Raw genomic sequence first — 24,225 nt, forward strand, 5'->3', positions numbered from 1 at the left:
CTTCATGATCGACGGCGGGGGTCGGGGTGGGGCGGGGCTGGGTGGGGTGGGTCAGGCGAGCGCGGTGAGGGCCTTGGCGTAGGGGGCGGGCACGAAGTTCGGGCCGCCGGGGGTGAAGACGTCGGAGGTGGACGCCGCCTGCCAGGCGGTGTTCGGCAACGCCGTCACCAGGGCCCGGACCACCGGTGCGTCGCGCCACTGGTCCTGCTGGGCGAGCAGGCTCAGCGCGACCACCGACTCCTCCACCTCGCCGACGCACTCGAACGGCTTGTGGCCGTCGACGCCGAGCAGCTCCCGGTAGCCGGGGATCTGGGACTCGTCGGCCAGCAGGTCGCCGCCGAAGATGCCGGTGAGCCGCTCGCGGGGCATGAACGGGGCCATGGCCAGGAAGACGAAGCGGCACTTCGGGCAGTCGCGGCACCAGCGCTCGCTCGCGTCGCGCAGCTTGAACGCGGCGTTGCAGCTGGTCACCACCGCGTCGTAGCGGTCGATCTCGGCGAAGAGCCGGGCGATGTGCAGCTCGGACAGGGAGCGCAGCAGCGAGAAGTACGGCTCGGTCAGCCCGGCGTGCTCGGCCAGCGCCGCCCGCAGCAGCCCCTCCGCCTCGACGCCCTTGGACCACTGGTGGTTGATCTCATGGCCCTGCCAGACCAGGTTCGGGTCGGACGCGGACCGCTCGTTCGACATCACCACCGGGCCGAGCCCGTGCAGCACGGCGGTGGCGACCGCGATCAGCGAGTTGATCGCGGTGACCGGGATGTGCCCGTTGCGCGCGCCGGCGGCGTTCAACTCGAACAGCACCGGGTCGAGCCGACGCCGGGCGGCCAGCGGCACCAGGTCGGACGCCTCGTTGACCGAGACGATCACGTGGTTCGGGTTGACCGAGAACGGCACCGGGTCGAGGCCGGCCCGGCGCAGCGCCTCCAGCGTGACGATCGAGTCCTTGCCACCGCCGACGGCGGACAGCGGGCGGCGGTCGGAGTTGTCCAGCGGCGTCGCCGGGTCCACGGTGCCGGAGGGCACCTCGGGGCGCAGCTCCAGCACGTGCGGCAGCTGGTTGCGGTACGCGTACTCGGCGAGGCCCTTGCGGTAGACGGCGGTGACCAGCTCGACGGCGGCGGCGCCCAGCGGCGCCGGCAGCACCAGCCGGGGCGGCGCGGCGGCCTTGTAGTAGCTGACGCCGGCGACCACGTGCAGCAGCTCCAGGACCCGGGCGAGGGTGGCCGCGGTGGCGTCGGACACCGGCTCGGCCGGCAGCGGAAGCGTGATCACCTCGGTGAACCGCTGCTCGCCGTCGGGACCGGTCAGGGCGTAGTCGAACAGGACCTCGCCGGTGGCGAAGTCGATCGAGTAGGACGGGAAGGTGAAGGCGTCCATCCGCCGCAGCTGCTCGTTGGGCACACGCAATACTACAGCGCGTCTCAAGGTCCGTTGGGTCATGAGACACCGCCCTTCTCGGGCGTCCCTGCCGTTACGGGTGTTCGTGGCGGCGGGGTTCCTCCGTCGTCAGGGCTGGTTGCACCGGCGCGTGAGCGCTGGCCAGAGCCGGTCCCTCGGGAGGCGTTGGTGATCGGGCCTCGTGCTTCGGGGTCCCGAGTCCGGGCATGGTGTTGCTCGGCCCAGACGGCGAGGTTGACCGCTGCGTTGACGTCCCGGTCCGCCGTGTGCCCGCACTCGTCGCAGCGGAAGACCCGCACGGACAGGGGTAGGGCGGGGCCGGTGACGCGGCAGGCACTGCACATTCTGGTGGACGGGTACCAGCGGGGTGCCCGGATGGCCTGCCCGCCCCGCCAACCTTGTTTGTAGCCGATGATGCGGGCCAGTTCAGCCCAACCCGCATCGGATATGGCGGCGGCAAGACGCCGGTTGCGCAGCAGACCGGCGATGTGCAGATCTTCCAGAGCCAGCCGGTCGTGGGTCTTGACCAGCTGGTTGGCGACCTTGTGCAGAAAGTGACGACGCACATGCGCAACACGATGGTGGGCACGAGCTAGCCGGGTGACAGCCTCGGCCCGATTGCGGGAGCCTCGCCGTTTGCGAGTGACCTGGCGCGACAGCCGGCGTAGCCGAGGCAGGGCCGTCCGCAGCGGGCGCGGTGGATCAGTGACGCGTAGCCGCTGTCGGCCGGTGGTGTCGGCGGCCACCACGAGGGCAGTGAGGCCGCGGTCGATGCCTACCCAACCACCGCTGTCGGCGTCGGGGCGTGGCGGGTGCTGGCGGGCGGGATGCAGGTCCGCCGCCTCCACTGTCACGGTGATGGTCCATCGGCCGGCCCGGCAGGAGACGGTGGCATACCGGATGTGCGCTCGGCCTCCGCGAATCATCCGCCGTAGTCGGCGGGTGTCTTCCCGTACCCCCAGGACTCCGATCCTCGGCAGACAGATACTCCGAGGACCCGCCATCGGATCCCCCACCCGGATGCTCGCCCGACCCGCCTTGGTCTTGCAGCGGATCCGGAACGACGGCTGGGTGCGGCTCTTGCGTTTGAATGTCGGGAACCCCACCCGACGACCTGGCCGCTTCCCCGATCGCGAGTCGGCCCAGGCGGTCAGGGCGCGGCCCAGGTCGACAGCGGCTTCCTCACACACCTGCTGACACACCTGTGCGCGCCACGACAATCCCGTCGCCGCGATCTCGGCCGAACCCGCCGAGTCGACTACAAAGCGGCGGCCCGCCTGCGCCGAGATCTTCCACGAGTTGAACGCGTTGATCAGGTCGAAACCCGACCACGGCACCACCACCGACCCGCCCCGGTGCCTCGCATCCAGGGCGCCCTTCACCAGAGCCAGGCACTGGTTGAACGCGAACCGAGCCGCCCCCGTGTGACGGACCAACACCATCACCTGCGACGGTGACGGGTCAGCTGTGAACCGGAACGCAGTAAACCTCCCCACAGCCCCACAGCATGCCTGCCACCTACGACACAACAGTCCGCGGGCGGCAGGATGGGGCGGAAATCCCGGCCCTGACGAACGGCCGGTGCCGGGAGGGGCAACAGCGGGCGCCCAGGCGTTCGAACGCCCGTGAACCTCAGCCTGTATAGGCTGCAATCGCCCTCATCCTTCATGAGGGGAGGATGTCAACGAGGAGAGCCTGTGCGCCTGTCTGATCTGCGCGGACGTCATGTCGCCGTCTGGGGCGCCGGCCGCGAGGGCCGGGCGGCGGTGACCGCGATCGCCGCGCACGGCCCGGCCGGCCTGGTCGCCGTGGACGACAGCGCGAACTTCCTCGCCCTGCCCTGGGAGGGCCCGCTCGCCGAGGCGGCGCCGCTGGTCACCGGCGAGGAGGGCTTCGCGCGGCTGGCCGCCGCCGACGTGGTGGTCCGGTCGCCGGGGGTGCCGAACACCCACCCGTGGATGGTGGAGCTGCGCCGCCGGTCGGTGCCGGTGACCCAGGGCAGCGCGCTCTGGATGGCCGACCACGCGGACCGCACCGTCGGGGTGACCGGCAGCAAGGGCAAGAGCACCACCTCCAGCCTGATCAGTCACCTGTTCACCGCGATGGACCGGCCGAACGTCTTCGGCGGCAACATCGGCGTGCCCCTGCTCGACCTGCCCGAGGCGGAGCTGTACGTGCTGGAGCTGTCCAGCTACCAGTGCGCCGACCTGACCGACTCGCCCCGGGTGGCGGTGGTGACCGCGCTGTTCCCCGAGCACCTGGACGCGCACGGCGGCGAGCGGGAGTACTACCGGGACAAGCTGAACCTGGTCGCGCACGGCCCGCACACGGTCGTGGTCAACGGCGCCGATCCGCGACTGGCCGTGGAGCTGGGCGACCGGGCGGCGGTGCGGGCCGGGTCGCCGGACACCACCCACGTGGCCACCGGGCCGGACGGCACGCGGTGGTTCCACCTGCGGGACACGCCGCTGTTCCCGCGCGCGGTGCTGCCGCTGGTCGGGCGGCACAACGAGGGCAACCTCTGCGTGGCGCTCGCCGTGCTCGACGCGCTCGGCGTCGACGTGGTGGCGCGCAGGGACAGCCTCGCCGTGGCGGTCGCCGAGTTCCAGGGCCTGGCCCACCGGCTCACCGAGATCCCCGACCCGTCCGGGCTCACGTTCGTCGACGACACGCTCGCCACCAGCCCGTACGCGGCCATGCACGCGATCGACGCGTACGAGGGCCGGCCGCTGACCGTGATCGTCGGCGGCACGGACCGGGGGCTCGACTACACCCCGCTGCGGGAGCACCTCGCCGAGCGGGAGATCACGGTGATCGGCATCCCGGACAGCGGTCCCCGCATCGTCGAGGCGCTGGCCGGGCTGCCGGCGGTCCGCACCGAGCTGGCCGAGGACCTGGTGGCCGCCGTCGGCCTGTCCCGCAAGCTCACCCCGGCCGGCGGCGTGGTGCTGCTGTCCCCGGCGGCGCCCAGTTACGGGCGGTTCCGCAACTTCGAGCACCGCTCCGAGGTGTTCGCCCAGGCGGTCGCCGACACGGCCCGCTGAGGTCAGCCCCGGTCCGCCGGTCCGCCCCGCGACTCCGCCGGCACCGCGTCGGCGGCCGGTGGCGCGTCGGCGGCCGGCGGGGTGTCGTCGCCCGGCACCGTGTGGTCGCCGGGCGGCAGGGTGTCGTCGGCCGGCTCGCGGGGGGCCGGGGGCGCGGGCTCGGCGGCCCGTCCGGGCCGCTGCTTGACCGGTGTCCAGGCGAACGCGAGCGCGCCGCCGACCAGTGCCAGCAGCATGCCGACGAGGAAGCCGCCGAGGTTCGAGGTGAGCCAGGAGACCAGCCCGAGCAGCAGCGAGAGCAGCGCGTAGAAGACCCGCTGCTGCGGGGTGGCGATCAGCAGCACCCCGCAGAGCACGAGGACCGCCGGGACCAGGTACGCGGCCAGGCCCTGCGGCCCGACGTGCAGCAGCACCCCGAGTGGCGCGCGCAGCGTCACCAGCATCTCCGCGCCGCCGAGCGCGATGAGCAGCCCGGCGGTGAACGGCCGGGCCCGTCGCCAGCGGCGCCAGCGCCCGCGGGTGCGGGTGGCCGGCGCCGCGTGCTGTCCGCCGGTCACGTCAGCACCCGTCGGAGCTGAAGCCCATACGCAGGTTGGGCAGCGTGAAGATCGCGGCGGTGGTGGCGTAGTTGTTCTGCCGCAGGTTGGTGATGGTCACCGTGTCGGCCTGCTGGGCGAAGACGCCCGGGTTGCCAGTGACGCCGGGGACCTGGTCGACCGTGCTGGCGTCCTGCCCGACGTTGATCTTCTTGAACGAGGCGTTGCCGGCGATCTCGTCGCCGTCGACGACGAGCGTGCGGGCGGTGACCGGCTTGCCGGAGCCGCCGGCGGTGATCCGCAGGTTGGTCCCGCCCAGGTTGATGCTCTGGCACAGGTTGGTCAGCTCGGCCTTGTCGATGGCCGAGACGATGACGAGCACCTGACCGCCGGTGTCGCCCTGGTTCGGGCTGTCCGGGATCATCTGGTCGAGCGTGGCGAACTGCTCGAACCCGGTGCCCTCCAGCCGGTCGGCGGTGACGGTGAACGGCATGCCGGAGATGGCGAACTGCGCGCCGAGCACGCCCTGCGCGGTCAGCACCACCATGCCGGCGGCCCCGGCCGCCACCGCGCCGAGGGTGACGGCGAACCGGCGCCAGCGGACGCCGCTGCTCGGCTGGTCGGCCTCGATCGGTGCGGTCTGCTCCGACATGGCGGCTCCCTTTCGAGATCAATTCATTAGCGACGATGTGAATTGGCTTTGCGGGGTTTCCGCGCCACGGAGGCGCAGGCCGAAGTTACCGCTGGGTAAAGGGGCGGTCAACAGCCCGTAGCAGCGAGTTGGGCGGCATGTGCGAATTGCGGCCAAAGTGAAAAACCGCAGCGGTTTCCCACCGGGTCGGTCAGGGTTGGCCGGTCGGCGCGCAGGGCGCGGTCGTGCTCGGGCCGTCGTCCGGGCGGGTCGGTCGGGTGGCCCGCCGGGCGCCGTCGGGTCCCAGGAACGGCGCGGTGGCCGCGTACGTGAGCACCGGCAGCAGCGCCGGCAGCTCCTCGGCCCGGCCCTGCGCCACCCGGCCCCGGATCGTGGCGTGGATGCCACCAACCACAGTGGACACCAGCACGTCCCGGTCCACCCCGGTGACCGCCGGCCCGGGACCCGCGTCGGCGAAGAACCGGCGGAAGCTGTGCAGCAGCGCGTCGCGTTCCCGGCGGGCGTCCGGACCGGCCGCGTCCACCTCGACCAGCGCCATCCGGGCGAAGGCGGGCACGCTGGCGAGCACGTCGAGCAACGTGCGCAGCGCCGCCCGGGCGGCGTCCGGCCAGTGCGGCCCGGCGTCCCGGTAGGCGCCCTCCATCAGCTGCGAGACCACCGAGATGCCGTGCCGGTACGCGGCGAGGAACGCGTCCTGCTTGCCGCTGAACAGCGCGTAGAACGCGGGCCGGGTGACCCCGGCGGCGTGGCAGATGTCGCTGACCCGGGCGGCGTCGTACCCCCGGGTGGCGACCTCCCGCACCAGCCCGTCGAAGAGGCGGTCGCGTTGGGTCGCCGCCACCTCCTCGGCCGGCACCCGCCGCGGGCCGCGCTTGATGGCGCGGTCGGGGTCGCGGCCGTGCCGAGCGCCGGGCAGCGGGGCGGGCGCCGGCGGTGGCGGGCTCTGCGTGGTCAAGATATCGGCCTTCCTTGATGCGTTGACTTTACGACCCTCTGAGGTTTATAACTTTCGACACGCTCAGTCCACGCCCCGTCACCGCTGGTGATCTCTCGAACGGTCACCCCTGTCGCGTCGAAGGAGGGCCCGAATGGCTGCCATTATCGCCGCCCACGGGCGTCCTCCCAAGGGCGGAGAGAAGCAGGTGACGCGGCGTCGCCGCAGTGCCCCACGCCGCCGGTCCCGCTGAGTCGCGGCGGCTCACCACCCCCGGCGCCGTCCGTCCCGGACGCCGCCGGCACGTCCCCGTCCCACCCCCGGAAGGAACCCCCATGCCCAGGTACGGACGCATCGGCGCGGGCCTCGCCGCCCTGGCGCTGCTGACCGGTCTGGTCGGCGCCGCCCCCGCCACCGCCGCCCCCTCCACCTCGCTGGCCAGCGCCGTGCTGACCTACCCGACCGTCGCCGGCACCGCCGTGTCGGTCAACGACGTCATCCAGGCCAGCCTGAAGAGCGGCACCAACGCCACCTTCTACTCGTCGGCCAGCGGCACCAGCGGCATCAAGTGCGCCGCGTCCAGCTTCAGCGCGAAGGTGCTGAGCAACCCGACCGCTCCCGGCACCGCCACCGAGAGCCTCACCGCGCAGACGTTCAGCAGCTGCACCACGAACGTCTTCGGCACCACCGGCGTGCAGAGCGTGACCGTCAACAACCTGCCCTACACCACGTCGGTCACCAGCGCGGGCGTGGTCACCATCTCCGGCACCGCGGCCGCGCCGATCCAGAGCACGGTCGTGCTGAACTCCCTGCTCGGCCCGATCACCTGCGTCTACCGGACCAGCACGAACACGCTCACCGGCACGGCGGCCAACGCCACCAACTCGATCGCCTTCACCAACCAGACGCTGACCAAGTTCTCCGGTCCGTCGCTCTGCTTCGGCACCGCGTACTTCACCGCGACCTACTCGCCGGTGAAGGACACCAGCAAGACCGGCAGCCCGGCCGTCTACGTCAACTGACCACCCGACCCATCGGCCGGCGCGCGGCGGTTCGCCGGGCGCCGGCCGTCGGTCCGGGCCGTCAGCCGGTGGTCAGCGCCGCGTGCAGCGCCCGCATGGACCGCAGTGCGGAGCGGATCTCCTGCAGATAGCGTCCCGGGGTGAGGGTCGGCTCCGGCACCGGAACCGGCTCGCTCGCCGCCGGGTCCACCCCGACCGTCTCGATGCCGCACCCGTACGGCACGGCCAGCGTCCGCAGCGCGTCGCAGTGCTGGAACGGCACGTAGATCGGTGCGGTCACCATCAGCACCGGGTCGCCGGCCCGCAGCCGGACGTGCTCGGCCCAGAACCGCTGCGTGTCGGCGGTGTGCGCCCGGCGGCGGTCCGGCTCGCTCGACGGCGCGGCGAGCACCCGGACCGGGGGCAGCCCGGCCGGCCGGTAGGTGCGTGACGACCAGGCGCGGTGCGGGTGGTCGGCCGGCCCGCCGCTCTCCCGCGCCGGCTCGTCCACCCCGAACGCCAGCCGTACGCCGGCGTCCAGGACGTCCACCTCGGTGGCGCACCCGGGCACCCCGGCCCCGGCCAGCATCGCCGACTCGGCGGGGGAGAGCGGCCGGAAGCTGCCCAGCACCGCCACCTCGCCGGCCACCCGGGCCGTGCGGGCCAGCAGGGCCGCGTACGCGGTTCGCCGCAGGCACGCGTGCGCCAGCCCGCCGAGCACCAGCAGGTGCGCGTACCCCGAGCGGGCCGGCGGGGTGGCCCGGACCAGGCCCAGCGCCGTGGCGGCGGCCAGCACCAGTCCGGCGGTCCCCGGGTCGAACGCCGGTTCCCGGGCGTCCGGACGTTCCCGCCCCTGGCGGAAGTCCCAGCGCCGGGCGGAGAACACGTCCAGCCCGGCCAGCACCGCCGCCAGGTCGCCGGCCGGCCAGTCGCCGCCGAAGTGGGCCACCAGGCCGCGCAGTGGCGGTGACTCCACCCAGGACCGCACCCCGGACAGCAGCTCCGCGTGGCTCGTCCCCGCCGCGCCGGCCGGCAGCTCCACCTGAGTCGTCCGCACCCGGCGGATGCTACCGGCGGCGCCTGTCGGTCGCGGCCGTGACGCGACCGCGCTGCGGATCGCGTGGTAGAGCACGCCGACCGGCGACGGGAAGGCCGGCGGATGGCCCGTTTCGCTCCGGATAGCGCAACGACCGCTTGACGTGGTGTCAGGTCGGGGGCGTCGCCGCGCGACACAGTGACAGTTGTCCCTGTCCGGGCGCGGTGGGAGCGTGCGGGGACCAGACCGCCGCTGAAGGGTGCGCCGATGACGTCCGACGACCTCCTCGCCCGGCACCGGGCCGTACTCCCGTCCTGGATGCCGCTCTACTACGCCGAACCGCTGGAACTCGTCGCCGGCTCCGGTCGCCGGGTCACCGACGCGGCCGGGCGCAGCTACCTGGACTTCTTCGGCGGAGTGCTGACCACCATGGTCGGCCACGACATCCCGGAGATCCGGGAGGCGGTCGAGCGGCAGCTGCGCACCGGCCTCGTGCACACCTCCACGCTCTACCTGATCCGGCAGCAGGTGGAACTGGCCGAGAAGGTCGCCCGGCTCTCCGGCATCCCCGACGCCCGCGTCTTCTTCACCAACTCCGGCACCGAGGCCAACGAGGCCGCCCTGCTGGTCGCCACCAACCACCGGCGCTCGCACCAGATCCTCGCCGTGCGCAACAGCTACCACGGCCGGTCGTACGCGGCGATGGGCGTGACCGGCAACCGCGGCTGGTCGGCCAGCGCGCTCAACCCGTTGCAGGTGGCGTGGCTGCACTCCGGCGAGCGGTTGCGCGGCCTGCTGGCCCGGCTCGACGCCGACGACCGGGTCGACGCCGCGGTCGAGGACCTGCGCGAGGTGCTCGCCACCCAGACCGCCGGCGACGTGGCCTGCCTGATCGCCGAGCCGATCCAGGGCGTCGGCGGCTTCGTGCACGGCCCGGACGGGCTCCTCGCCGCCTGGAAGAAGGTGCTCGACGAGCACGGCATCCTGCTGATCAGCGACGAGGTGCAGACCGGCTGGGGGCGCACCGGCGAGCACTTCTGGGGCTACCAGGCGCACGGCGTGACACCGGACCTGCTCACCTTCGCCAAGGGCGTCGGCAACGGCTTCGCCCTGGCCGGCGTGGTCGGCCGGGCCGAGATCCTGGAGTCGGTGCCGGCGATCAGCTTCTCCACCTTCGGCGGCAACCCGATCTCCACCGCCGCCGGCAACGCGGTGCTCGACTATCTGCTCGACCACGACCTGCAGGCCAACGCGGCACGGGTCGGCGCGATCCTCGCCGACGGCCTGCGCGCGGCCACCGCCGAGCTGGACCAGGTCGCCGAGGTACGCGGCAAGGGCCTGATGCTGGCCGTCGAGTTCGTCCGCCCCGGCACCGTCGAGCCGGACGCGGAGCTGACCACCCGGGTCTTCGAGGCGTGCCGCGCCGGCGGCCTGCTGGTCGGCAAGGGCGGGCTGTACGGCAACGTGGTGCGGATGGGTCCGCCGCTGACGCTGACCGAGGACGAGGCCCGCGAGGGCCTGGCCATCCTTCTCGACGCGATCCGGGCGTCGGTCGGGGAGGCGGCGTGAGCGTGATCGGGCACTACGTCGACGGCAAGCCGACCGCCGGAGAGTCCGAGCGGCGCGGCGACGTCTTCGACCCGGCCACCGGCCTCCGTAGCGCCCAGGTGGCACTGGCCGGCGCGGCCGACGTGGCCGGCGCGGTGGAGGCCGCCGAGCGTGCCGCCCGCGGCTGGCGGGACGCCTCGCTGGCCCGACGCACGGCGGTGCTGTTCGCGTTCCGGGAACTGGTGCACGCCCGCCGGGACCGGCTCGCCGAGGTGATCACCGCCGAGCACGGCAAGGTGCTCGCGGACGCCGCCGGCGAGGTGCAACGCGGGCTCGAGGTGATCGAGTACGCCTGCGGCATCCCCTCGGCGCTGCGCGGCGGGTTCAGCGAGAACGTCTCCACCGAGGTCGACTCCTACAGCCTGCGGCAACCCCTGGGCGTGGTCGCGGTGATCTCCCCGTTCAACTTCCCGGTGATGGTGCCGCTCTGGTTCGTGCCGGTGGCGGTGGCCTGCGGCAACGCGGTGGTGCTCAAGCCGAGCGAGAAGGACCCGAGCGCCGCCCTGCTGCTCGCCGAGTGGTTCACCGAGGCGGGCCTGCCCGACGGGGTGCTCAACGTGGTCAACGGCGACAAGGAGGCGGTCGACGCCCTGCTCGACCACCCCGGCGTACGGGCCGTGTCGTTCGTCGGCTCCACCCCGGTGGCCCGTTACGTGCACCAACGCGGCGCGCTGGCCGGCAAGCGGGTGCAGGCGCTGGGCGGGGCGAAGAACCACATGGTGGTGCTCCCCGACGCCGACCTGGACCTGGCCGCCGACGCGGCGGTCAACGCCGGGTTCGGCTCGGCGGGGGAGCGGTGCATGGCGATCTCCGCCCTGGTGGCGGTGGAACCGGTGGCCGACGCGCTGGTCGAGCGGATCGCCGAGCGGATGGGCCGGCTGCGCACCGGGGACGGTCGACGTGGCTGCGACATGGGTCCGCTGGTCACCGCCGCGCACGCCGAGCGGGTGCGTTCCTACGTGGAGTCGGGGATCGCGGCCGGCGCGGTGCCGGTGGTGGACGGGCGGGACGTCACGCCGGACGGCGAGCCGGGCGGCTTCTGGCTCGGCCCGACGCTGTTCGACCACGTCACCCCGGACATGTCGATCTACGCCGACGAGATCTTCGGCCCGGTGCTGAGCGTGCTGCGCGTCGGCTCGTACGACGAGGCGGTGGAACTGGTCAACGCGAACCCGTACGGCAACGGCACGGCGATCTTCACCAACGACGGCGGGGCCGCCCGGCGGTACCAGCACGAGGTGGAGGTCGGGATGGTCGGGATCAACGTGCCGATTCCGGTGCCGATGGCCTACTACTCGTTCGGCGGATGGAAGGCGTCGCTCTTCGGCGACCTGCACGCGCACGGCGCCGACGGGGTCGCGTTCTTCACCCGGGGCAAGGTGGTCACCAGCCGCTGGCTCGACCCGCGCCACGGCGGGGTCAACCTCGGCTTCCCCACCCAGACCTGAGCAGCCGCAGCAGTCCCGCCCCGGCCAGGTACGCCACCAGCGCCGGGGCGGGCAGGCCGAGCGGCTCGGCCGCCTCCTTCGGCGCGAGGCTGTTCAGCAGCAGACCGGCGACCAACGTGGCGTACCCGGCGACGGCCAGCGCGGTCGACACCCCGCCGTGCGCGCGGAATCGACCACGGCCGCCGGGCGGGCCCGACGGGCGGCGGGTGCGGGCCTCGATCGGGCCGAAGACCGCGACCAGGGCGGCCAGCACCACGGCCAGGCCGAACAGCCACGGGACGCGCCAACCCCACCAGGCGGCCGAGCCGACCGCGGGCGTGGGCAGCACGCCGAGCGCGTCGAGCAGGCCGACCAGCAGGATCGCGGCGGTCAGGTGCCAGAGGAAGACGGTGAGCACCACCGCGTTGACCGCGATCACCGCCTGCCACGGGCCGGACCGGCGCAGCCAGCGCCCGGCCGGACCGCGCAGCAGCAGGATCAGCCCGAGCTGGGCGGCGGCCGCGGCGAGCAGCGCCAGGCTCGGCGGCGCCGCGTTGTCCAACCGCTCGCCGGGCACGTGCAGCATCGCCACCGGGTACGGCCCGGCGACGGTGAGCAGCACCAGCGCGACCAGGCCGCCGGCCAGCAGGATCGAGCCGGCCCGGGGGGAGAGCGGCAGTTCGCGTCGGCGCAACCCGGCCCGTTCGTGGCCCTGGCGGCCGTCCGCGCGGCCGACGGCGTCGTGCGGTCCGACGCCCGTCGCCGCCGATCTGCCGGGGCGGCCGGCTCCGGGCGTGTCGCCGGCCGGGTGCGCCGGTGGGCTCGCGTCGTACCAGGCGAAACCGAGCTGGTGCACGGCCAGCCAGGCGAACAGGTAGTTGCCGTCGGCAAGGCCGGCCGGACCGAGGATCCGGCCGAGGTCACCGAGCGCGACCAGCCCGACCAGCGCCACCAGCACGGCCAGCCCGAACCGGCGGTGCAGCGCCACCATGGGTGGGGTCAGCGCCACCACCGCGACGTACGCCACCAGGAACCACAGCGGAATGGTGGCGAACCAGACGACGGTGCGCACCTGCGTCGCCTCGGCGCCGCGCAGCGTGGCGACCGTGGCGCCGGCGGCGAGCACCAGCAGCAGCGTGGTGGTCGGTCGGACCAGGCGGGCGCTGCGGTCCACCAGCCAGCCGGTGGCGGATCCGCCGCGACGCCGGCGGGCGGCCAGCGAGGCGGCGTTGGCATAGCCGCCGACCAGGAAGAACACCGGCATCACCTGGGCCACCCAGGTCAGCGGCCAGGCCCAGGGCAGGTCGGCCAGCGCGGAGCGGCCGGCCGGGCGGCCCTGGTCGTAGCCGATCACCGTGACGCCCCAGTGGCCGAGCACGACCATGGTGATGGCCAGCGCCCGGAGCAGGTCGACGTAGCGCTCCCGCCCCGGCGGCGTGTGCTCGGCGAGCTGCCGCAGGCGGCGCATGGGGCCAGGCTATGCCAGCCGCCGGCGACCGGTACGGATAACGGATCGGTCGAGAAGTCTTGTGATCCGCGTCGCGCCAGCGTAGAAATTCTTCAGCAACAACAGCCGATGTGAAGACAAGCGACAGATCCGCCACCCCGCGTACGAACCGAGGAGTTGCGATGAACAGGCGTGAGATCCTCCGGCGCAGCGCCGCCGCCGGTCTGCTGGCCACCCCCGCCGCCGGCCTGCTCGCCGGCTGCGCCACCTCCGGTGGCGACGACAAGGGCGACGGTGGCGCGTACCAGGGCACCAAGAGCGAGCAGAACCCGCTCGGGGTGAAGGAGGACGCGCCACTGGAGGTGGTGATCTTCAACGGCGGCTTCGGCGAGGAGTACGCCAAGGCGCACGAGGCCATGTACAAGGAGAAGTACCCGAAGGCGGAGATCAAGCACTCGGCCACCGCGGAGATCAGCAAGACGCTCCAGCCCCGCTTCGTCGACGGCAGCCCGCCGGACGTGGTCAACAACTCCGGCGCCGGCCAGATCGACTTCAACGGCCTGGTCTCCCAGAACGCGATCGCCGACCTGGGCGAGCTGCTCGCCGCGCCCAGCCTCGACACGCCCGGCAAGACGGTGAAGGACACGCTGCTGCCCGGCACCGTCGAGGTCGGCTCCTACGACGGCCGGTTCCTGGTGCTCAACTACACCTACACGGTCTACGGCATCTGGCACTCGACCAAGCTCTTCGCCGACCGCGGCTGGACCTACGCCAAGACCTGGGACGAGCACATCGCGCTCTGCCGCCAGATCAAGGCCGCCGGCATCGCCCCCTGGACGTACGCCGGCGTGCACCCCCGCTACATGAGCTGGCCGCTGATCTCCACCGCGATCAAGCTGGGCGGTCCCTCGGTCGCGCTGGCCATCGACAACCTGGAGCCCAACGCCTGGAAGTCGGACGCCATGAAGACCGCCGCCGACGCCTGGCACCAGATCGTCAAGGACAAGTTCATCCTCGACGGTTCGCCGGGCCTGGACCACAAGCAGTCGCAGACCGCCTGGTGCCAGGGCAAGGCCGCGTTCATCTCCTGCGGCTCCTGGCTGGAGAGCGAGCAGAAGGACGTCACCCCGGCCGGCTTCAACATGACCGTCGCGCCGACGCCGAGCCTGGGCAGTGGCGACAAGCTGCCGTTCGAGGCGATCCGGGGCACCGCGGGCGAGCCGTTCATGGTGCCGGCGAAGGCGAAGAACGTGGCCGGCGGGCTGGAGTACTTCCGCACCATGCTGTCGCGCAAGGGCGCCCAGGACTTCACGAAGAAGGTCGCCAGCCTGCCCGTGGTCGCCGGCGCCACCGAGGGCATCGACCTGCCGTACGGGCTCAGCACCGTGGTCAAGGCGCTGGACGCGTCCGGCTCCAACGGCTTCAACTGGGTCTACAACAACTACTACCGCAAGCTGGAGCGCAACCTGGTCGACGCGGCCTGCGGCGAGTTCTTCAGCGGCCGGATCTCCCCGGCGGAGTTCCTCGACCAGTGCCAGAAGGGCGCCGACTCGATCGCGCAGGACAGCTCGGTGAAGAAGTACAAGCGGGCCGCGTGACGATCGGATGCGACACGGCCGATACCCGCTGATCCTCAGCTTCCTGCTGCCACCGCTGGCGCTCTACGGCATCTTCGTGCTCTCGCCGTACCTCCAGGCGTTCCAGATCTCGACCACCGACTGGCTGGGCTACTCGGCGGAGGCCGACCCGGTCGGCCTGGCGAACTTCCGCACCCTGCTGCACGACGGGTACGTCTGGAACGCGTTGAAGAACAACGCGATCCTGCTCGCGGTGGTGCCGGTGGTGACCATCGCGCTGGGTCTCTTCTTCGCCAGCATGCTCACCATGGGCGGGCGCAAGGGCCGCGCCGGCGTCACCGGGGTACGCGGGACGGCCGTCTACCGGCTCGTCTACTTCTTCCCGCAGGTGCTCTCCGTGGTGATCATCGCGTTGCTGTGGAAGGAGATCTACAGCCCGACCAGCGGTCTGCTCAACGGCGGGCTGCGGGCGGTCGGGCTGGCCACGCCGGCCTGGCTCGGCGACCCGAGGTTCGCGTTCTGGTGCGTGCTGGCCGTGATGGTGTGGAGCAACGTCGGGTTCTACGTGGTGCTGTTCGGCGCCGCGATGCAGGCCATCCCGCGCGACATCTACGAGGCGGTGCTGCTCGACGGCGCCTCCCGCGCCACCATGCTGCGGAAGATCACCATCCCGCTGCTCTGGGACACCATCCAGGTGGCCTGGATCTACCTGGCCATCGCGGCGCTGGACGGTTTCATCCTGGTCCAGCTCATGACCAACGGCGGGCCGAACTTCTCCTCCGACGTGATCGGCCTGCGCATGTACGACACCTCGTTCGGCAGCGAGAACAAGTTCGGGTACGCCTCCGCGATCGGCGTGGCCATGTTCTTCCTGACCCTCTCGGTGGCGGTGCTGGCGCTGCGGACCGCCCGGCGTGATCGGATCGAGTACTCGTGACCACAGTGGAAACCGGGGCCCCGACCACCGTCGCGGCGGATGCGGCCATCCCGGCCGACCGTCCGCCCCGGCGTGAGCTGGGCGTGGCGAACGTCTTCTCGCACGGCTTCCTGCTGCTCTGGGCGGCGATGACGATCCTGCCGCTGGCCTGGATGCTGCTCAGCTCGCTGAAGAGCAACGGCGAGATCATCGCCGACCCCTGGGGTCTGCCCGAGGCGCTGCGGTTCGACAACTGGGGACGGGCCTGGACCAACGCCCACATCGGCCGGTTCTTCTTCAACAGCCTGGTGGTGGTGACCGGCTCGCTGACGCTGACCATGCTGCTCGGCGCCACCGCCGCGTACGTCTTCGCGCGCTACGAGTTCCGTGGCCGGCAGGTGGTCTACTACCTGTTCGTCGGCGGGATGATGTTCCCGGTGTTCCTGGCCCTGGTGCCGCTGTTCTTCGTGGTGCGCAGCGTCGGCCTGCTCGGCACCTGGCCGGGGCTCATCCTGGTCTACACCGCGTACTCGCTGCCGTTCACCGTGTTCTTCCTGACCGCGTTCTTCCGGACGCTGCCGACCTCGATCGCGGAGGCCGCCATGATCGACGGCTGCGGGCACTTCCGGCTCTTCTTCCGGGTGATGCTCCCGATGGCACGACCGGGACTGATCAGCGTCGGCATCTTCAACTTCCTCAGCCACTGGAACCAGTTCCTGCTGCCCCAGGTGCTCATCCCCGGCGACGGGCAGGACCGGATGCTCGCCCAGGGACTCAGTTCGCTCGCGGTAAGCCAGGGATACGCCGGCGACTACGCCCAGCTCTTCGCCGGCCTGACCATCGCCGTGCTGCCGGTGCTCGTGGTCTACGTGGCGTTCCAGCGGCAGGTCCAGGCCGGCCTGACCGCCGGGCAGCTCAAGTGAGGTCGTTGCCACAGGCAACGGGACAGTGGGGATGATCGTGCTCCTCTAGGGTGAGCCGGCACGCTCACCTCATCGACAGGAACCTCATGTTCTTCCTCATCTACACGCTGCTGTTGCTGCTCGGCGGCATCGCGATGGTCGCCCTCGGCATCGCCGTCAAGGAGCAGGGGACCGGCTCCCGGATCCTCAACGTGGTCGTCGGGCTCGCCATGTTCGCCTACGGCTTCTATCTGTTCTTCCTCTTCGAGGGCGGCCGCTACCAGATCTTCTTCTACGTCTTCGTCCTGCCGATCCTGCTGGCCGTGCGCGCGGTGAAGGCCCGCAACGAGGCCCGCGAGCAGGCCGCGGCACACCAGTTCGCCGGCGCGCCGCAGCCCGGGATGTTCGCCCCGTCGGCGCACGGCCAGCCGGCTCCCGGCTACCCGGCTCCCGGCTACCCGGCTCCCGGCCACCCGGCTCCGGGTCAGGCGGGCGCCGGCTACGGCGTGGCCGGTCAGGGGCATGCGGCGGCGCCGCACGGCCAGCCGGTGGCGCCGCACGGTCCGGGCCCGCAGGGGTACCCGACCGCGCCGCACGCTCCGGGCCCGCAGGGGTACCCGACCGCGCCGCACGCTCCGGGCCCGCAGGGGTACCCGAGCGCTTGAGCAGGTACGCAGGCCGGTCGCCCGTCGTGGCGGCCGGCCTCTCCTCCGCTTGACCGGTAGGAAATCTCCTACCTATGCTGGTGGGCATGTCCGTCAACCACGTGCAGATCGTCTCCGTACCCGTCAGCGACCAGGACCGGGCCCGCGACTTCTACGTCGACGTGCTCGGTCTGGACCTGGTGCGGGACAACCCGATGGGACCCGGCGGCCGCTGGGTGCAGGTGGCCCCGAAGGGAGCCGCGACCACGCTGACGCTGGTCACCTGGTTCGAGAGCATGCCCGCCGGCTCGCTACGAGGGTTGGTGCTGGAGAGCGACGACCTCGACGCCGACGTCGTCCGGCTGCGTGAGCGGGGAGTCGTGTTCGCCGAGGACGGGATCCAGGTCGCACCCTGGGGTCGGTACGTCACCTTCGCCGACCCGGACGGCAACGGCATCGCCTTGCAGGAGACCCGTGTCTGAGCCGGACGTCTTCGCGGCCCTGGCCAACCCCACCCGGCGCGAGCTGTTGCGGCTGCTCCGCGAGGAGGGGGAGCAGCCGGTGCAGCGGCTCGCCGACCGGTTCGACATGCGCCGACCCAGCCTGTCCGAGCACCTGCGGGTGCTCAAGGACGCCGGGCTGGTGACCGAGCAGCCGGTCGGGCGGCAGCGGTTCTACGCGTTGCGCCCCGAGCCGCTGCGCGAACTGGCCGACTGGCTCACCCCGTACGAGCGGTTCTGGCGCTCCCGCCTGGCCGGGCTGCGCGAGGTGCTGGACGAGTTGCCCGATGAGTGAGCCGGCACGTATCGCGGTGGACCAGTTCCTGCCCCACCCGCCGGCCAGGGTGTGGCGGGCCCTGACCGATTCTGATCTCCTCGAACGGTGGCTCATGCCGAACGACTTCCGGCCGTCGCTGGGGCACCACTTCACCTTCCGCACGCTCGCGCGCCCCGGTCAGGGGTTCGACGGGGTGGTCCACTGCGAGGTGCTGGAACTCGACGAGCCACGGCGGCTGCGGTGGGCGTGGCGTGGTGGCTCGCTCGACACGGTGGTCACCTGGACGTTGGTCCCCGAGGGCAGGGGCACCCGGCTGTTCCTGGAGCACGCCGGATTCGACCCGGACGACCCGCTGCAGCGGCGGACGTTCACCCTGCTCGACGGTGGCTGGCGTACCCGGGTCTGGACCCGTCTCGCCGCCACGCTGACCGCACTGCCCTGACCCGCCGTCCCGCCGCTGCGGTGCGCGGCGGACGTTCCGTCCCGCAGTGGCCGGGCTCTGCCGGCGGCGCGGTGGGTGGAACGTCGGGGGTGTGGGCGGGCCGGTGTGGCGCTTACGGCTCCTCCGAGCCGGTGGCGCTGCGTGCCCGGCGAGTGTGGGTCGTTCACGTCATCGGCTTCTCGGTCGCGGACGGGACGTGGTCTCTCCGTCGCCTGTCGAGCTGATAACACCAACGACTCAGCGGCTGTGGGTGAGGGTGAGTCGTTGGTGTTATCAGCTCGACAGGGTGTGCGGGGGCTTATCGTCCGTCGGCGCGGGGCGCGGGGCGCGGGGCGCGGGGCGCGGGGCGCGGGGCGCGGGGCGCGGGGCGCGGGGCGCGGGGCGCGGGGCGCGGGGCGCGGGGCGCGGGGCGCGGGGCGCGGGGCGCGGGGCGCGGGGCGCGGGGCGCGGGGCGCGGGGCGCGGGGCGCGGGGCGCGGGGCGCGGGGCGCGGGGCGCGGGGCGCGGGGCGCGGGGCGCGGGGCGCGGGGCGCGGGGCGCGGGGCGCGGGGCGCGGGGCGCGGGGCGCGGGGCGCGGGGCGCGGGGCGCGGGGCGCGGGGCGCGGGGCGCGGGGCGCGGGGCGCGGGGTCAGGCCGGTGGCGGGACGAGGCGGGCGTGCAGCGCGGCCGGGTCGGCCACCTCGGGCAGGTCCCGGGCGGCGAGCCAGGCCGCGGCGGCGGCGCCGTCCCCGGCGCTGTGCAGCGGGGCGTCCGGCCAGCGGACGGTCAGCTCGTACCGGACGGCGGCGGCCAACGGCGTGTCGCCGGTGAGCAGGCCGCCGCCGAGCACCACCGGATCGGTCGCGTCGGCCGGGCGGATCCGGGAGACACTCTCGGCCAGCAGCGCGGCGGCCTCGCCGATCAGGGCGGCGGCGGTCGGCTCGCCCTCCCGGGCCGCCGTGACGACCAGCGGTGCGAGGCGGGCCAGGTCCACCGGAGGCCGTCGGGTCACCGCCTGTACGACCGCATCGGCGGTCGCCCGGGGTCGGGCGGCCACCTCGGTCGTGCCGGTCAGCTCCGTGAGCACGCGGCGGGCGAGCACTCCCGGGGCGTCGGCCCGGTCCAGGTCGGTCAGGAGTCGGCGGACCGCCTCGCGGCCCAGCCAGAACCCGGAGCCGGCGTCGCCGAGCAGCCAGCCGTGGCCGTCGGCGGTGCGGTCCAGGCGCAGGTCACGCACCTGGGCGGCGATCGCGCCGGTGCCGGCGATGAGCACGGTGCCCTCGGGCGCGGCGGTCCCGGAGGCGTAGGCGACCAGGGCGTCACCGTGCACGGTGTACGGGCAGGCGAGCCCCGCCTCGGTCCAGGCCCGGTCGAAGGCGTCCCGGCCGTGCGGGTCGGCGAGGAGGCGGCCGGCGCCGGCGAGGCCGATCACGCCGGCGCGTACCCGGGTCGGGTCGACCTCGGCGAGCGCCGCGCGGAGGGCGGCGAGCAGTTCGGCGGCGGCCCGCTCGGCGCCGTGACTGGTCGGGTTGCCGCCCCCGGCGCGGCCGTCGCCCAGGCGTACGCCGTCGAGGCTCAGCGCGGTGGCGCGGGTGGACGTACCTCCGACGTCGAGGCCGACCACGACGGTGTCCGACATGGCTCCCATGCTGGTCGGCCGCGTTCCCGGACGCAAGATCACGGCTGTGCGTCAGGTAACAGTTTGAAAACTTCGCCCACGCTCTTGACACGGAGGGGCCTTCAGTAAGAACTTTTACCACTAACAGTTAACACTCTTTCCGAAAGGCGTCCGATGGTTGATCACGAGGTGGACACCCCCGCGGGGACCGCGGTGATCGACGCCGACGCGGTCGACCGGCGGGGTGCGGTGACCGTCTCCTCGGACGGGGTGCTGGCCAGGGTCCGGGCCGGCGCGGGGGAGCTGACGGGGGCGTTGCGCCGGGTCGCCGAGCACGTGCTCAGCGACCCGGAGGCGGCGGCCCGGGCCACCATCGTCGAGCTGGCCGAGCGCAGCGGCACGTCACCGGCGACCATCACCCGGTTCTGCCGGGCGATGGGCTTCGAGGGCTACGCCGACCTGCGACTCGGCATCGCCGCCGAGACCGGCCGGGCCCGGTCCGCCGGCTGGACCGTCGACATCGGTCGTGAGATCCAGCCCGGCGACCCGCTGTCCCGGGTGCTCGACCAGATCATGGCCGCCGACACTCGGGCCATGCACGACACCGCGGCGCTGCTCGACCTGCACGAGGTGGAGCGGGCGGCGGTGGCCATCGCCGGGGCCAGCCGGGTGAACATCTTCGGCGCCAGCGGCAGCGCACTGGTCGGCGAGGAGATGCAGTTCAGCCTGCACCGCATCGGCGTCGCCGCCTGGGCCTGGAGCGACGTGCACGAGGGGCTGGCCAGCGCCGCGCTGCTGGGCGCCGGGGACGTCGCGCTCGGCATCTCGCACACCGGTCAGACCCGCGAGACCATCGAGCTGCTCGCCGAGGCGGGCAGCCGCGGGGCGACCACCGTCGCGCTGACCGGCTTCCCCCGCTCGCCGCTGGCCGAGCTGGCCGACATCGTGCTGGTCACCGCCAGCCAGGCGACCACGTTCCGGCCGGACGCGCTCTCCGCCCGGCACCCTCAGCTCGTCGTGCTCGACCTGCTCTACATCGCGGTGGCGCAGCGCACCCACGACCGCGCCCACGCGGCCTTCCGGCGTACCGCCCAGGCCGTCGACGGGCACAAGGCCGCGAAGGGGTCCCACACATGATCAGTGCCCAGCGGTACGCGGACGCCGTCCGCCCGGTGCTCGACCGGCTGGTCGACAGCCAGGCCGCCGTGGTGGACCGGGCGGCCGACCTGATCGCCGGCGGCCTGCGCGCCGGCGGCGTCCTCCAGGCGTTCGGCGCCGGCCACTCGGAGGCGTTCGCCGCCGAACTGGTGGCCCGCGCCGGTGGCCTGGTTCCCACCAACCGACTCTCCCTGCACGATCTCGTGCTGCACGGCGACGCGCCCCGCGACGTGCTCGCCGACCCCAAGCTGGAACGCGACCCGGCGGTGGCGCACCAGCTCTACGCCCTGGCGGCGCCGCAGCCGGAGGACGTGTTCGTGGTCGCCTCGCAGTCCGGCATCAACGGCTCCGTGGTGGAGCTGGCGACGCTGGTCAAGCGGGACGGTCATCCGTTGATCGCGGTCACCTCGGTCGAGCACACCGCCCGGGTCGCCCCTCGGCACCCGTCCGGGCAACGGCTCGCCGACCTCGCCGACGTCGTGCTGGACAACGGCGCGCCGTACGGCGACGCACTGCTGCCGCTCGAGGGCGGCGGCGCGGTCTGTGCGGTCTCGTCGGTCACCGCGGCGCTGTTGGCGCAGCTGCTGACCGCCGAGGTCGTACGACGGTTCCACCAGGCCGGAGAGGTACCCCCTGTCTACCTCTCCGCCAACGTCCCCGGTGGGGACGAGCACAACCTCGCCCTCGAGTCGCGGTACGCCGGGCGCCTCCGGCGGACCGCCTGACCCGACACCACAAGGAGAGACAAGATGTCGGTTACCCCCGAGAAGTCCGGCGACCTCAGCCGTCGGACCCTGTTGCAGCGCGCCGCCGCGGCCGGCCTGATCGCGGTCCCGGCCGCCGGTCTGCTCAGCGCCTGCGCCGGCAGCGAGCCGAGCAAGTCCGACGGCGGCGGCGCGGCCAAGAGCAAGGACAACCCGTTCGGCGTCAAGGACGGCAGCGCCGTCAAGGTGGTCGTCTTCAACGGTGGCCTGGGTGACCAGTGGGCCAAGGAAGACAAGGTCATCTTCAACGCCAAGCACGCGAACGTCACGGTCAACATGTCTTCCACTCAGAAGATCAAGACCGAAGAGCAGCCGAAGATGGCGACCCAGCCGAGCGACCTGGTGATGAACTCGGGCGCCGACATGATGGACCGCAGCACGCTGATCAACGAGGGCGCCATCGAGCCGCTCGACGACTTGCTCACCGCGCCGGCCTGGGACGGCGAGGGGACGGTGGCCGACTCGCTGCTGCCGGGCACCGTCGCCGACGGCACCCAGAACGGCAAGTTCTACGTGGTGAACGTGGCCTACACGGTCTGGGGCAACTGGTACAACGCCGCGCTCTTCAAGAAGGAGGGCTGGACCGCCCCGACCACCTGGGACGAGTTCTTCGCCCTGGCGCCGAAGATCAAGGCCAAGGGCATGGCGCCGTACGTGCACGACGCCGCACACGGCTACTACCCCCGCTGGGCGCTGTTCGCGAGCATCTGGAAGGCCGTCGGCAAGCAGGCCGTGGTCGACATCGACAACCTGAAGGACGGCGCCTGGAAGGCCGACGGCATCGTCGCCGCGCTGGAGCCGTGGGAGAAACTGGTCAAGGACAAGCTGCTCCTGCCGGGCAAGCTGGACCACACCCAGTCGCAGCAGGCGTGGCTGGACGGCAAGGCGGCGTTCATCCAGGTCGGCACCTGGCTGAAGAACGAGATGTCGGCGACCATCCCGCCGGGCTTCGAGCTGACCATCTCCGACTACTGGAGCAAGCCGGGCGACAAGGCCGCCAAGGACGTCTTCGCCTCCTCCGGCGAGGGCTTCGTGGTGCCCAGCAAGGCGCCGAACAAGGAGGCCGCGAAGGAGTTCCTGCGGGCCATCCTGTCCAAGGCCGGTTCGGCGAAGTTCGCCGAGCTGACCAAGTCGCTGGCCTCCACCAAGGGCTCCGGTGACAACGTCCAGGACAGCGCGCTGGCCAGCGCGAACAACCTGGTCAAGGGTGGCAGCGGAGAGCTGATCTCGGTGAAGTTCCCGGACTTCTACGCCGACCTGGACAAGGAGAGCCAGAACCTCTCCGAGGAGCTGATGGCCGGCCGGCTCACCGCGCAGCAGTTCGTCGACAAGATGCAGGTGGCCGCGGACAAGGTCGCCAAGGACTCGTCGATCAAGAAGCAGACCCGCACCGCCTGACATCGTCGAGGAAGTGAGTCCAATGCGGCACGGAGTCGCGCGTTTCGTCACGGGCTTCCTGGCCCTGCCCGTCGCGCTGTACCTGTTCTACGTGGTGTGGCCGTTCGCCCAGGCGGCGGGCTACTCGCTGACCGACTGGGGCGGGTACTCGGATTCCCAGAACTTCGTCGGGCTGGACAACTACGTCCGACTGTTCTCCGACGAGCTGATCCGGAAGGCGTTCTGGCACAACGTGTTCTTCCTGGTCACCGTGCCGCTGTTCACGATCGCGCTGGCCCTGTTCCTCGCGTTCCTGCTCAACGTGGGCGGACGCGAGGACAGGGCCGGCATCCGCGGGGTGTTCGGCTCCGGGATCTACAAGGTGATCTTCTTCTTCCCGCAGGTGCTGTCGCTGGTCGTCATCGCGGTGATGTGGCAGCAGATCTACCGGACCGACGGGCAGGGTCTGATCAACGGCCTGCTGATCAAGATCGGACTGGTGGACGCGGACAACCCGATCGCGTTCACCGCCGACCCGGAGCCGTTCCTCGGCGTACCCGCGGTGCTCTGGTGGTTGCTGCTCATCGCGGTGTGGAGCGGCGCCGGCTTCTACATGGTGCTGTTCTCCGCCGCCATGCAGTCGATCCCGAAGGACATCTACGAGGCGGCGATCCTCGACGGCGCGGGTCGGTTCCACACCTTCTTCCGGGTGACCCTGCCGCTGCTGCGGGACAGCATCTCGGTCGCCTGGGTCTACCTCGGCTTCATCGCGCTGGACATGTACGCGCTGGTCTTCGTCATGACACCGAGCCAGGGCGGCCCGAACCACGCCAGCGAGATCTTCGCCTCGGTGATCCAGTTCAACGCGTTCCAGAAGGGCCAGTTCGGCTACGCCTGCGCCATCGCCGTCGCGCTGGCCATCTTCACCATCCTGCTGGCCGCGCTCCAGTTGCGGATCACCCGCCGTGAGCGGATCGAGTTCTGAGGAG

General features: G+C 72.3%; 23 protein-coding genes. 15 read left to right on the forward strand and 8 right to left on the reverse strand.

From position 1 onward, the window contains the following. Nucleotides 1–51: 51 nt before the first annotated feature. Both GA0070622_RS12645 and GA0070622_RS12650 read right to left on the reverse strand, forming a co-directional pair. Nucleotides 52–1,401, reverse strand: a complete 1,350-nt coding sequence (locus GA0070622_RS12645) for a MurL-like N-terminal domain-containing (RefSeq protein WP_091573487.1) — start codon at nt 1,399–1,401, stop codon at nt 52–54. A gap of 35 nt (nt 1,402–1,436) precedes the next feature. Continuing rightward, nucleotides 1,437–2,894 carry an RNA-guided endonuclease InsQ/TnpB family protein gene (locus tag GA0070622_RS12650; RefSeq protein ID WP_255292801.1) on the reverse strand — a complete coding sequence of 486 codons (1,458 nt, stop codon included), beginning with the start codon at nt 2,892–2,894 and terminating at the stop codon, nt 1,437–1,439. A 201-nt stretch (nt 2,895–3,095) separates the two neighbouring features. Between GA0070622_RS12650 and murD the strand changes: the two genes are divergently transcribed. Further along, entirely contained in the window at nt 3,096–4,442 is a 1,347-nt protein-coding gene (gene murD / locus GA0070622_RS12655) for a UDP-N-acetylmuramoyl-L-alanine--D-glutamate ligase (RefSeq protein WP_091573489.1), read from the forward strand. Between the two features lie 2 nt (nt 4,443–4,444). Here murD and GA0070622_RS12660 read toward each other — a convergent pair whose 3' ends face one another. The 3 genes from GA0070622_RS12660 to GA0070622_RS12670 all read right to left on the reverse strand — a co-directional run bounded on the left by GA0070622_RS12660 (nt 4,445) and on the right by GA0070622_RS12670 (nt 6,585). Beyond that, on the reverse strand, nt 4,445–4,999 hold the full coding sequence (locus GA0070622_RS12660; RefSeq protein ID WP_245666196.1) for a DUF6114 domain-containing protein: 555 nt from the start codon (nt 4,997–4,999) through the stop codon (nt 4,445–4,447). 1 nt (nt 5,000) lies between these two features. Continuing rightward, nucleotides 5,001–5,630: a DUF6230 family protein gene (locus GA0070622_RS12665; protein WP_091573490.1), complete on the reverse strand. Its 630-nt coding sequence runs from the start codon at nt 5,628–5,630 to the stop codon at nt 5,001–5,003. A gap of 190 nt (nt 5,631–5,820) precedes the next feature. Further along, complete coding sequence (locus tag GA0070622_RS12670) at nt 5,821–6,585, reverse strand: TetR/AcrR family transcriptional regulator (RefSeq protein ID WP_091573491.1); 765 nt, start codon at nt 6,583–6,585, stop codon at nt 5,821–5,823. Nucleotides 6,586–6,899: 314 nt separating this feature from the next. On the opposite strand from GA0070622_RS12670, the gene GA0070622_RS12675 reads away from it, so the two are divergent. Beyond that, the gene (locus tag GA0070622_RS12675; protein WP_091573492.1) at nt 6,900–7,586 is read left to right on the forward strand and encodes a Tat pathway signal sequence domain protein; all 687 of its coding nucleotides are present in this window, start codon (nt 6,900–6,902) and stop codon (nt 7,584–7,586) included. 61 nt (nt 7,587–7,647) lie between these two features. Here the strand turns inward: GA0070622_RS12675 and GA0070622_RS12680 are convergent, their stop codons facing one another. Further along, on the reverse strand, nt 7,648–8,607 hold the full coding sequence (locus GA0070622_RS12680) for a hypothetical protein (RefSeq protein ID WP_091573493.1): 960 nt from the start codon (nt 8,605–8,607) through the stop codon (nt 7,648–7,650). Nucleotides 8,608–8,868: 261 nt separating this feature from the next. Here GA0070622_RS12680 and GA0070622_RS12685 point away from each other — a divergent pair, with 261 nt between their 5' ends. Beyond that, a complete protein-coding gene (locus tag GA0070622_RS12685) occupies nt 8,869–10,170 on the forward strand; it encodes an aspartate aminotransferase family protein (protein WP_091573494.1) in 1,302 nt (433 codons plus the stop codon). Beyond that, nucleotides 10,167–11,657: a CoA-acylating methylmalonate-semialdehyde dehydrogenase gene (locus tag GA0070622_RS12690; protein WP_091573495.1), complete on the forward strand. Its 1,491-nt coding sequence runs from the start codon at nt 10,167–10,169 to the stop codon at nt 11,655–11,657. The genes GA0070622_RS12685 and GA0070622_RS12690 overlap by 4 nt, the downstream gene beginning before the upstream one ends. Here the strand turns inward: GA0070622_RS12690 and GA0070622_RS12695 are convergent. Next, entirely contained in the window at nt 11,629–13,104 is a 1,476-nt protein-coding gene (locus GA0070622_RS12695; protein WP_091573496.1) for an acyltransferase family protein, read from the reverse strand. The two genes, GA0070622_RS12690 and GA0070622_RS12695, sit on opposite strands and share 29 nt — an antisense overlap. A 161-nt stretch (nt 13,105–13,265) precedes the next feature. Here GA0070622_RS12695 and ngcE (GA0070622_RS12700) point away from each other — a divergent pair, with 161 nt between their 5' ends. The 7 genes from ngcE (GA0070622_RS12700) to GA0070622_RS12730 all read left to right on the forward strand — a co-directional run bounded on the left by ngcE (GA0070622_RS12700) (nt 13,266) and on the right by GA0070622_RS12730 (nt 18,341). Then, complete coding sequence (gene ngcE / locus GA0070622_RS12700; RefSeq protein WP_091573497.1) at nt 13,266–14,681, forward strand: N-acetylglucosamine/diacetylchitobiose ABC transporter substrate-binding protein; 1,416 nt, start codon at nt 13,266–13,268, stop codon at nt 14,679–14,681. A 7-nt stretch (nt 14,682–14,688) separates the two neighbouring features. Further along, nucleotides 14,689–15,597: a carbohydrate ABC transporter permease gene (locus GA0070622_RS12705; protein ID WP_091573498.1), complete on the forward strand. Its 909-nt coding sequence runs from the start codon at nt 14,689–14,691 to the stop codon at nt 15,595–15,597. Continuing rightward, complete coding sequence (locus tag GA0070622_RS12710; protein ID WP_425412762.1) at nt 15,594–16,499, forward strand: carbohydrate ABC transporter permease; 906 nt, start codon at nt 15,594–15,596, stop codon at nt 16,497–16,499. The genes GA0070622_RS12705 and GA0070622_RS12710 overlap by 4 nt, the downstream gene beginning before the upstream one ends. Before the next feature lie 86 nt (nt 16,500–16,585). Continuing rightward, complete coding sequence (locus tag GA0070622_RS12715; protein ID WP_091573499.1) at nt 16,586–17,143, forward strand: hypothetical protein; 558 nt, start codon at nt 16,586–16,588, stop codon at nt 17,141–17,143. A gap of 86 nt (nt 17,144–17,229) precedes the next feature. Beyond that, the gene (locus tag GA0070622_RS12720; RefSeq protein ID WP_176559000.1) at nt 17,230–17,604 is read left to right on the forward strand and encodes a VOC family protein; all 375 of its coding nucleotides are present in this window, start codon (nt 17,230–17,232) and stop codon (nt 17,602–17,604) included. Then, entirely contained in the window at nt 17,597–17,917 is a 321-nt protein-coding gene (locus GA0070622_RS12725; RefSeq protein WP_091573500.1) for an ArsR/SmtB family transcription factor, read from the forward strand. The genes GA0070622_RS12720 and GA0070622_RS12725 overlap by 8 nt, the downstream gene beginning before the upstream one ends. Further along, nucleotides 17,910–18,341: an SRPBCC family protein gene (locus tag GA0070622_RS12730; protein WP_091573501.1), complete on the forward strand. Its 432-nt coding sequence runs from the start codon at nt 17,910–17,912 to the stop codon at nt 18,339–18,341. The genes GA0070622_RS12725 and GA0070622_RS12730 overlap by 8 nt, the downstream gene beginning before the upstream one ends. A 627-nt stretch (nt 18,342–18,968) precedes the next feature. On the opposite strand, the gene GA0070622_RS12740 is transcribed toward GA0070622_RS12730, so the two are convergent. Then, nucleotides 18,969–19,958 (reverse strand): N-acetylglucosamine kinase, encoded by a 990-nt coding sequence (locus GA0070622_RS12740; protein ID WP_091573502.1) that lies wholly within the window; start codon nt 19,956–19,958, stop codon nt 18,969–18,971. A 153-nt stretch (nt 19,959–20,111) separates the two neighbouring features. Here GA0070622_RS12740 and GA0070622_RS12745 point away from each other — a divergent pair, with 153 nt between their 5' ends. From GA0070622_RS12745 to GA0070622_RS12760, 4 genes are read left to right on the forward strand one after another with little or no spacing between them, the layout of a single operon-like run. Beyond that, complete coding sequence (locus GA0070622_RS12745) at nt 20,112–21,074, forward strand: MurR/RpiR family transcriptional regulator (protein ID WP_091573503.1); 963 nt, start codon at nt 20,112–20,114, stop codon at nt 21,072–21,074. Then, the gene (locus GA0070622_RS12750) at nt 21,071–21,820 is read left to right on the forward strand and encodes a sugar isomerase domain-containing protein (protein WP_091573504.1); all 750 of its coding nucleotides are present in this window, start codon (nt 21,071–21,073) and stop codon (nt 21,818–21,820) included. The genes GA0070622_RS12745 and GA0070622_RS12750 overlap by 4 nt, the downstream gene beginning before the upstream one ends. A 24-nt stretch (nt 21,821–21,844) precedes the next feature. Next, nucleotides 21,845–23,257 (forward strand): N-acetylglucosamine/diacetylchitobiose ABC transporter substrate-binding protein, encoded by a 1,413-nt coding sequence (gene ngcE / locus GA0070622_RS12755; RefSeq protein ID WP_091573505.1) that lies wholly within the window; start codon nt 21,845–21,847, stop codon nt 23,255–23,257. A 22-nt stretch (nt 23,258–23,279) separates the two neighbouring features. Beyond that, a complete protein-coding gene (locus GA0070622_RS12760; RefSeq protein ID WP_091573506.1) occupies nt 23,280–24,221 on the forward strand; it encodes a carbohydrate ABC transporter permease in 942 nt (313 codons plus the stop codon). Nucleotides 24,222–24,225: the final 4 nt, after the last annotated feature.

This window comes from Micromonospora sediminicola (assembly GCF_900089585.1).
In the GTDB taxonomy this organism is placed as follows: Bacteria; Actinomycetota; Actinomycetes; order Mycobacteriales; family Micromonosporaceae; genus Micromonospora; species Micromonospora sediminicola.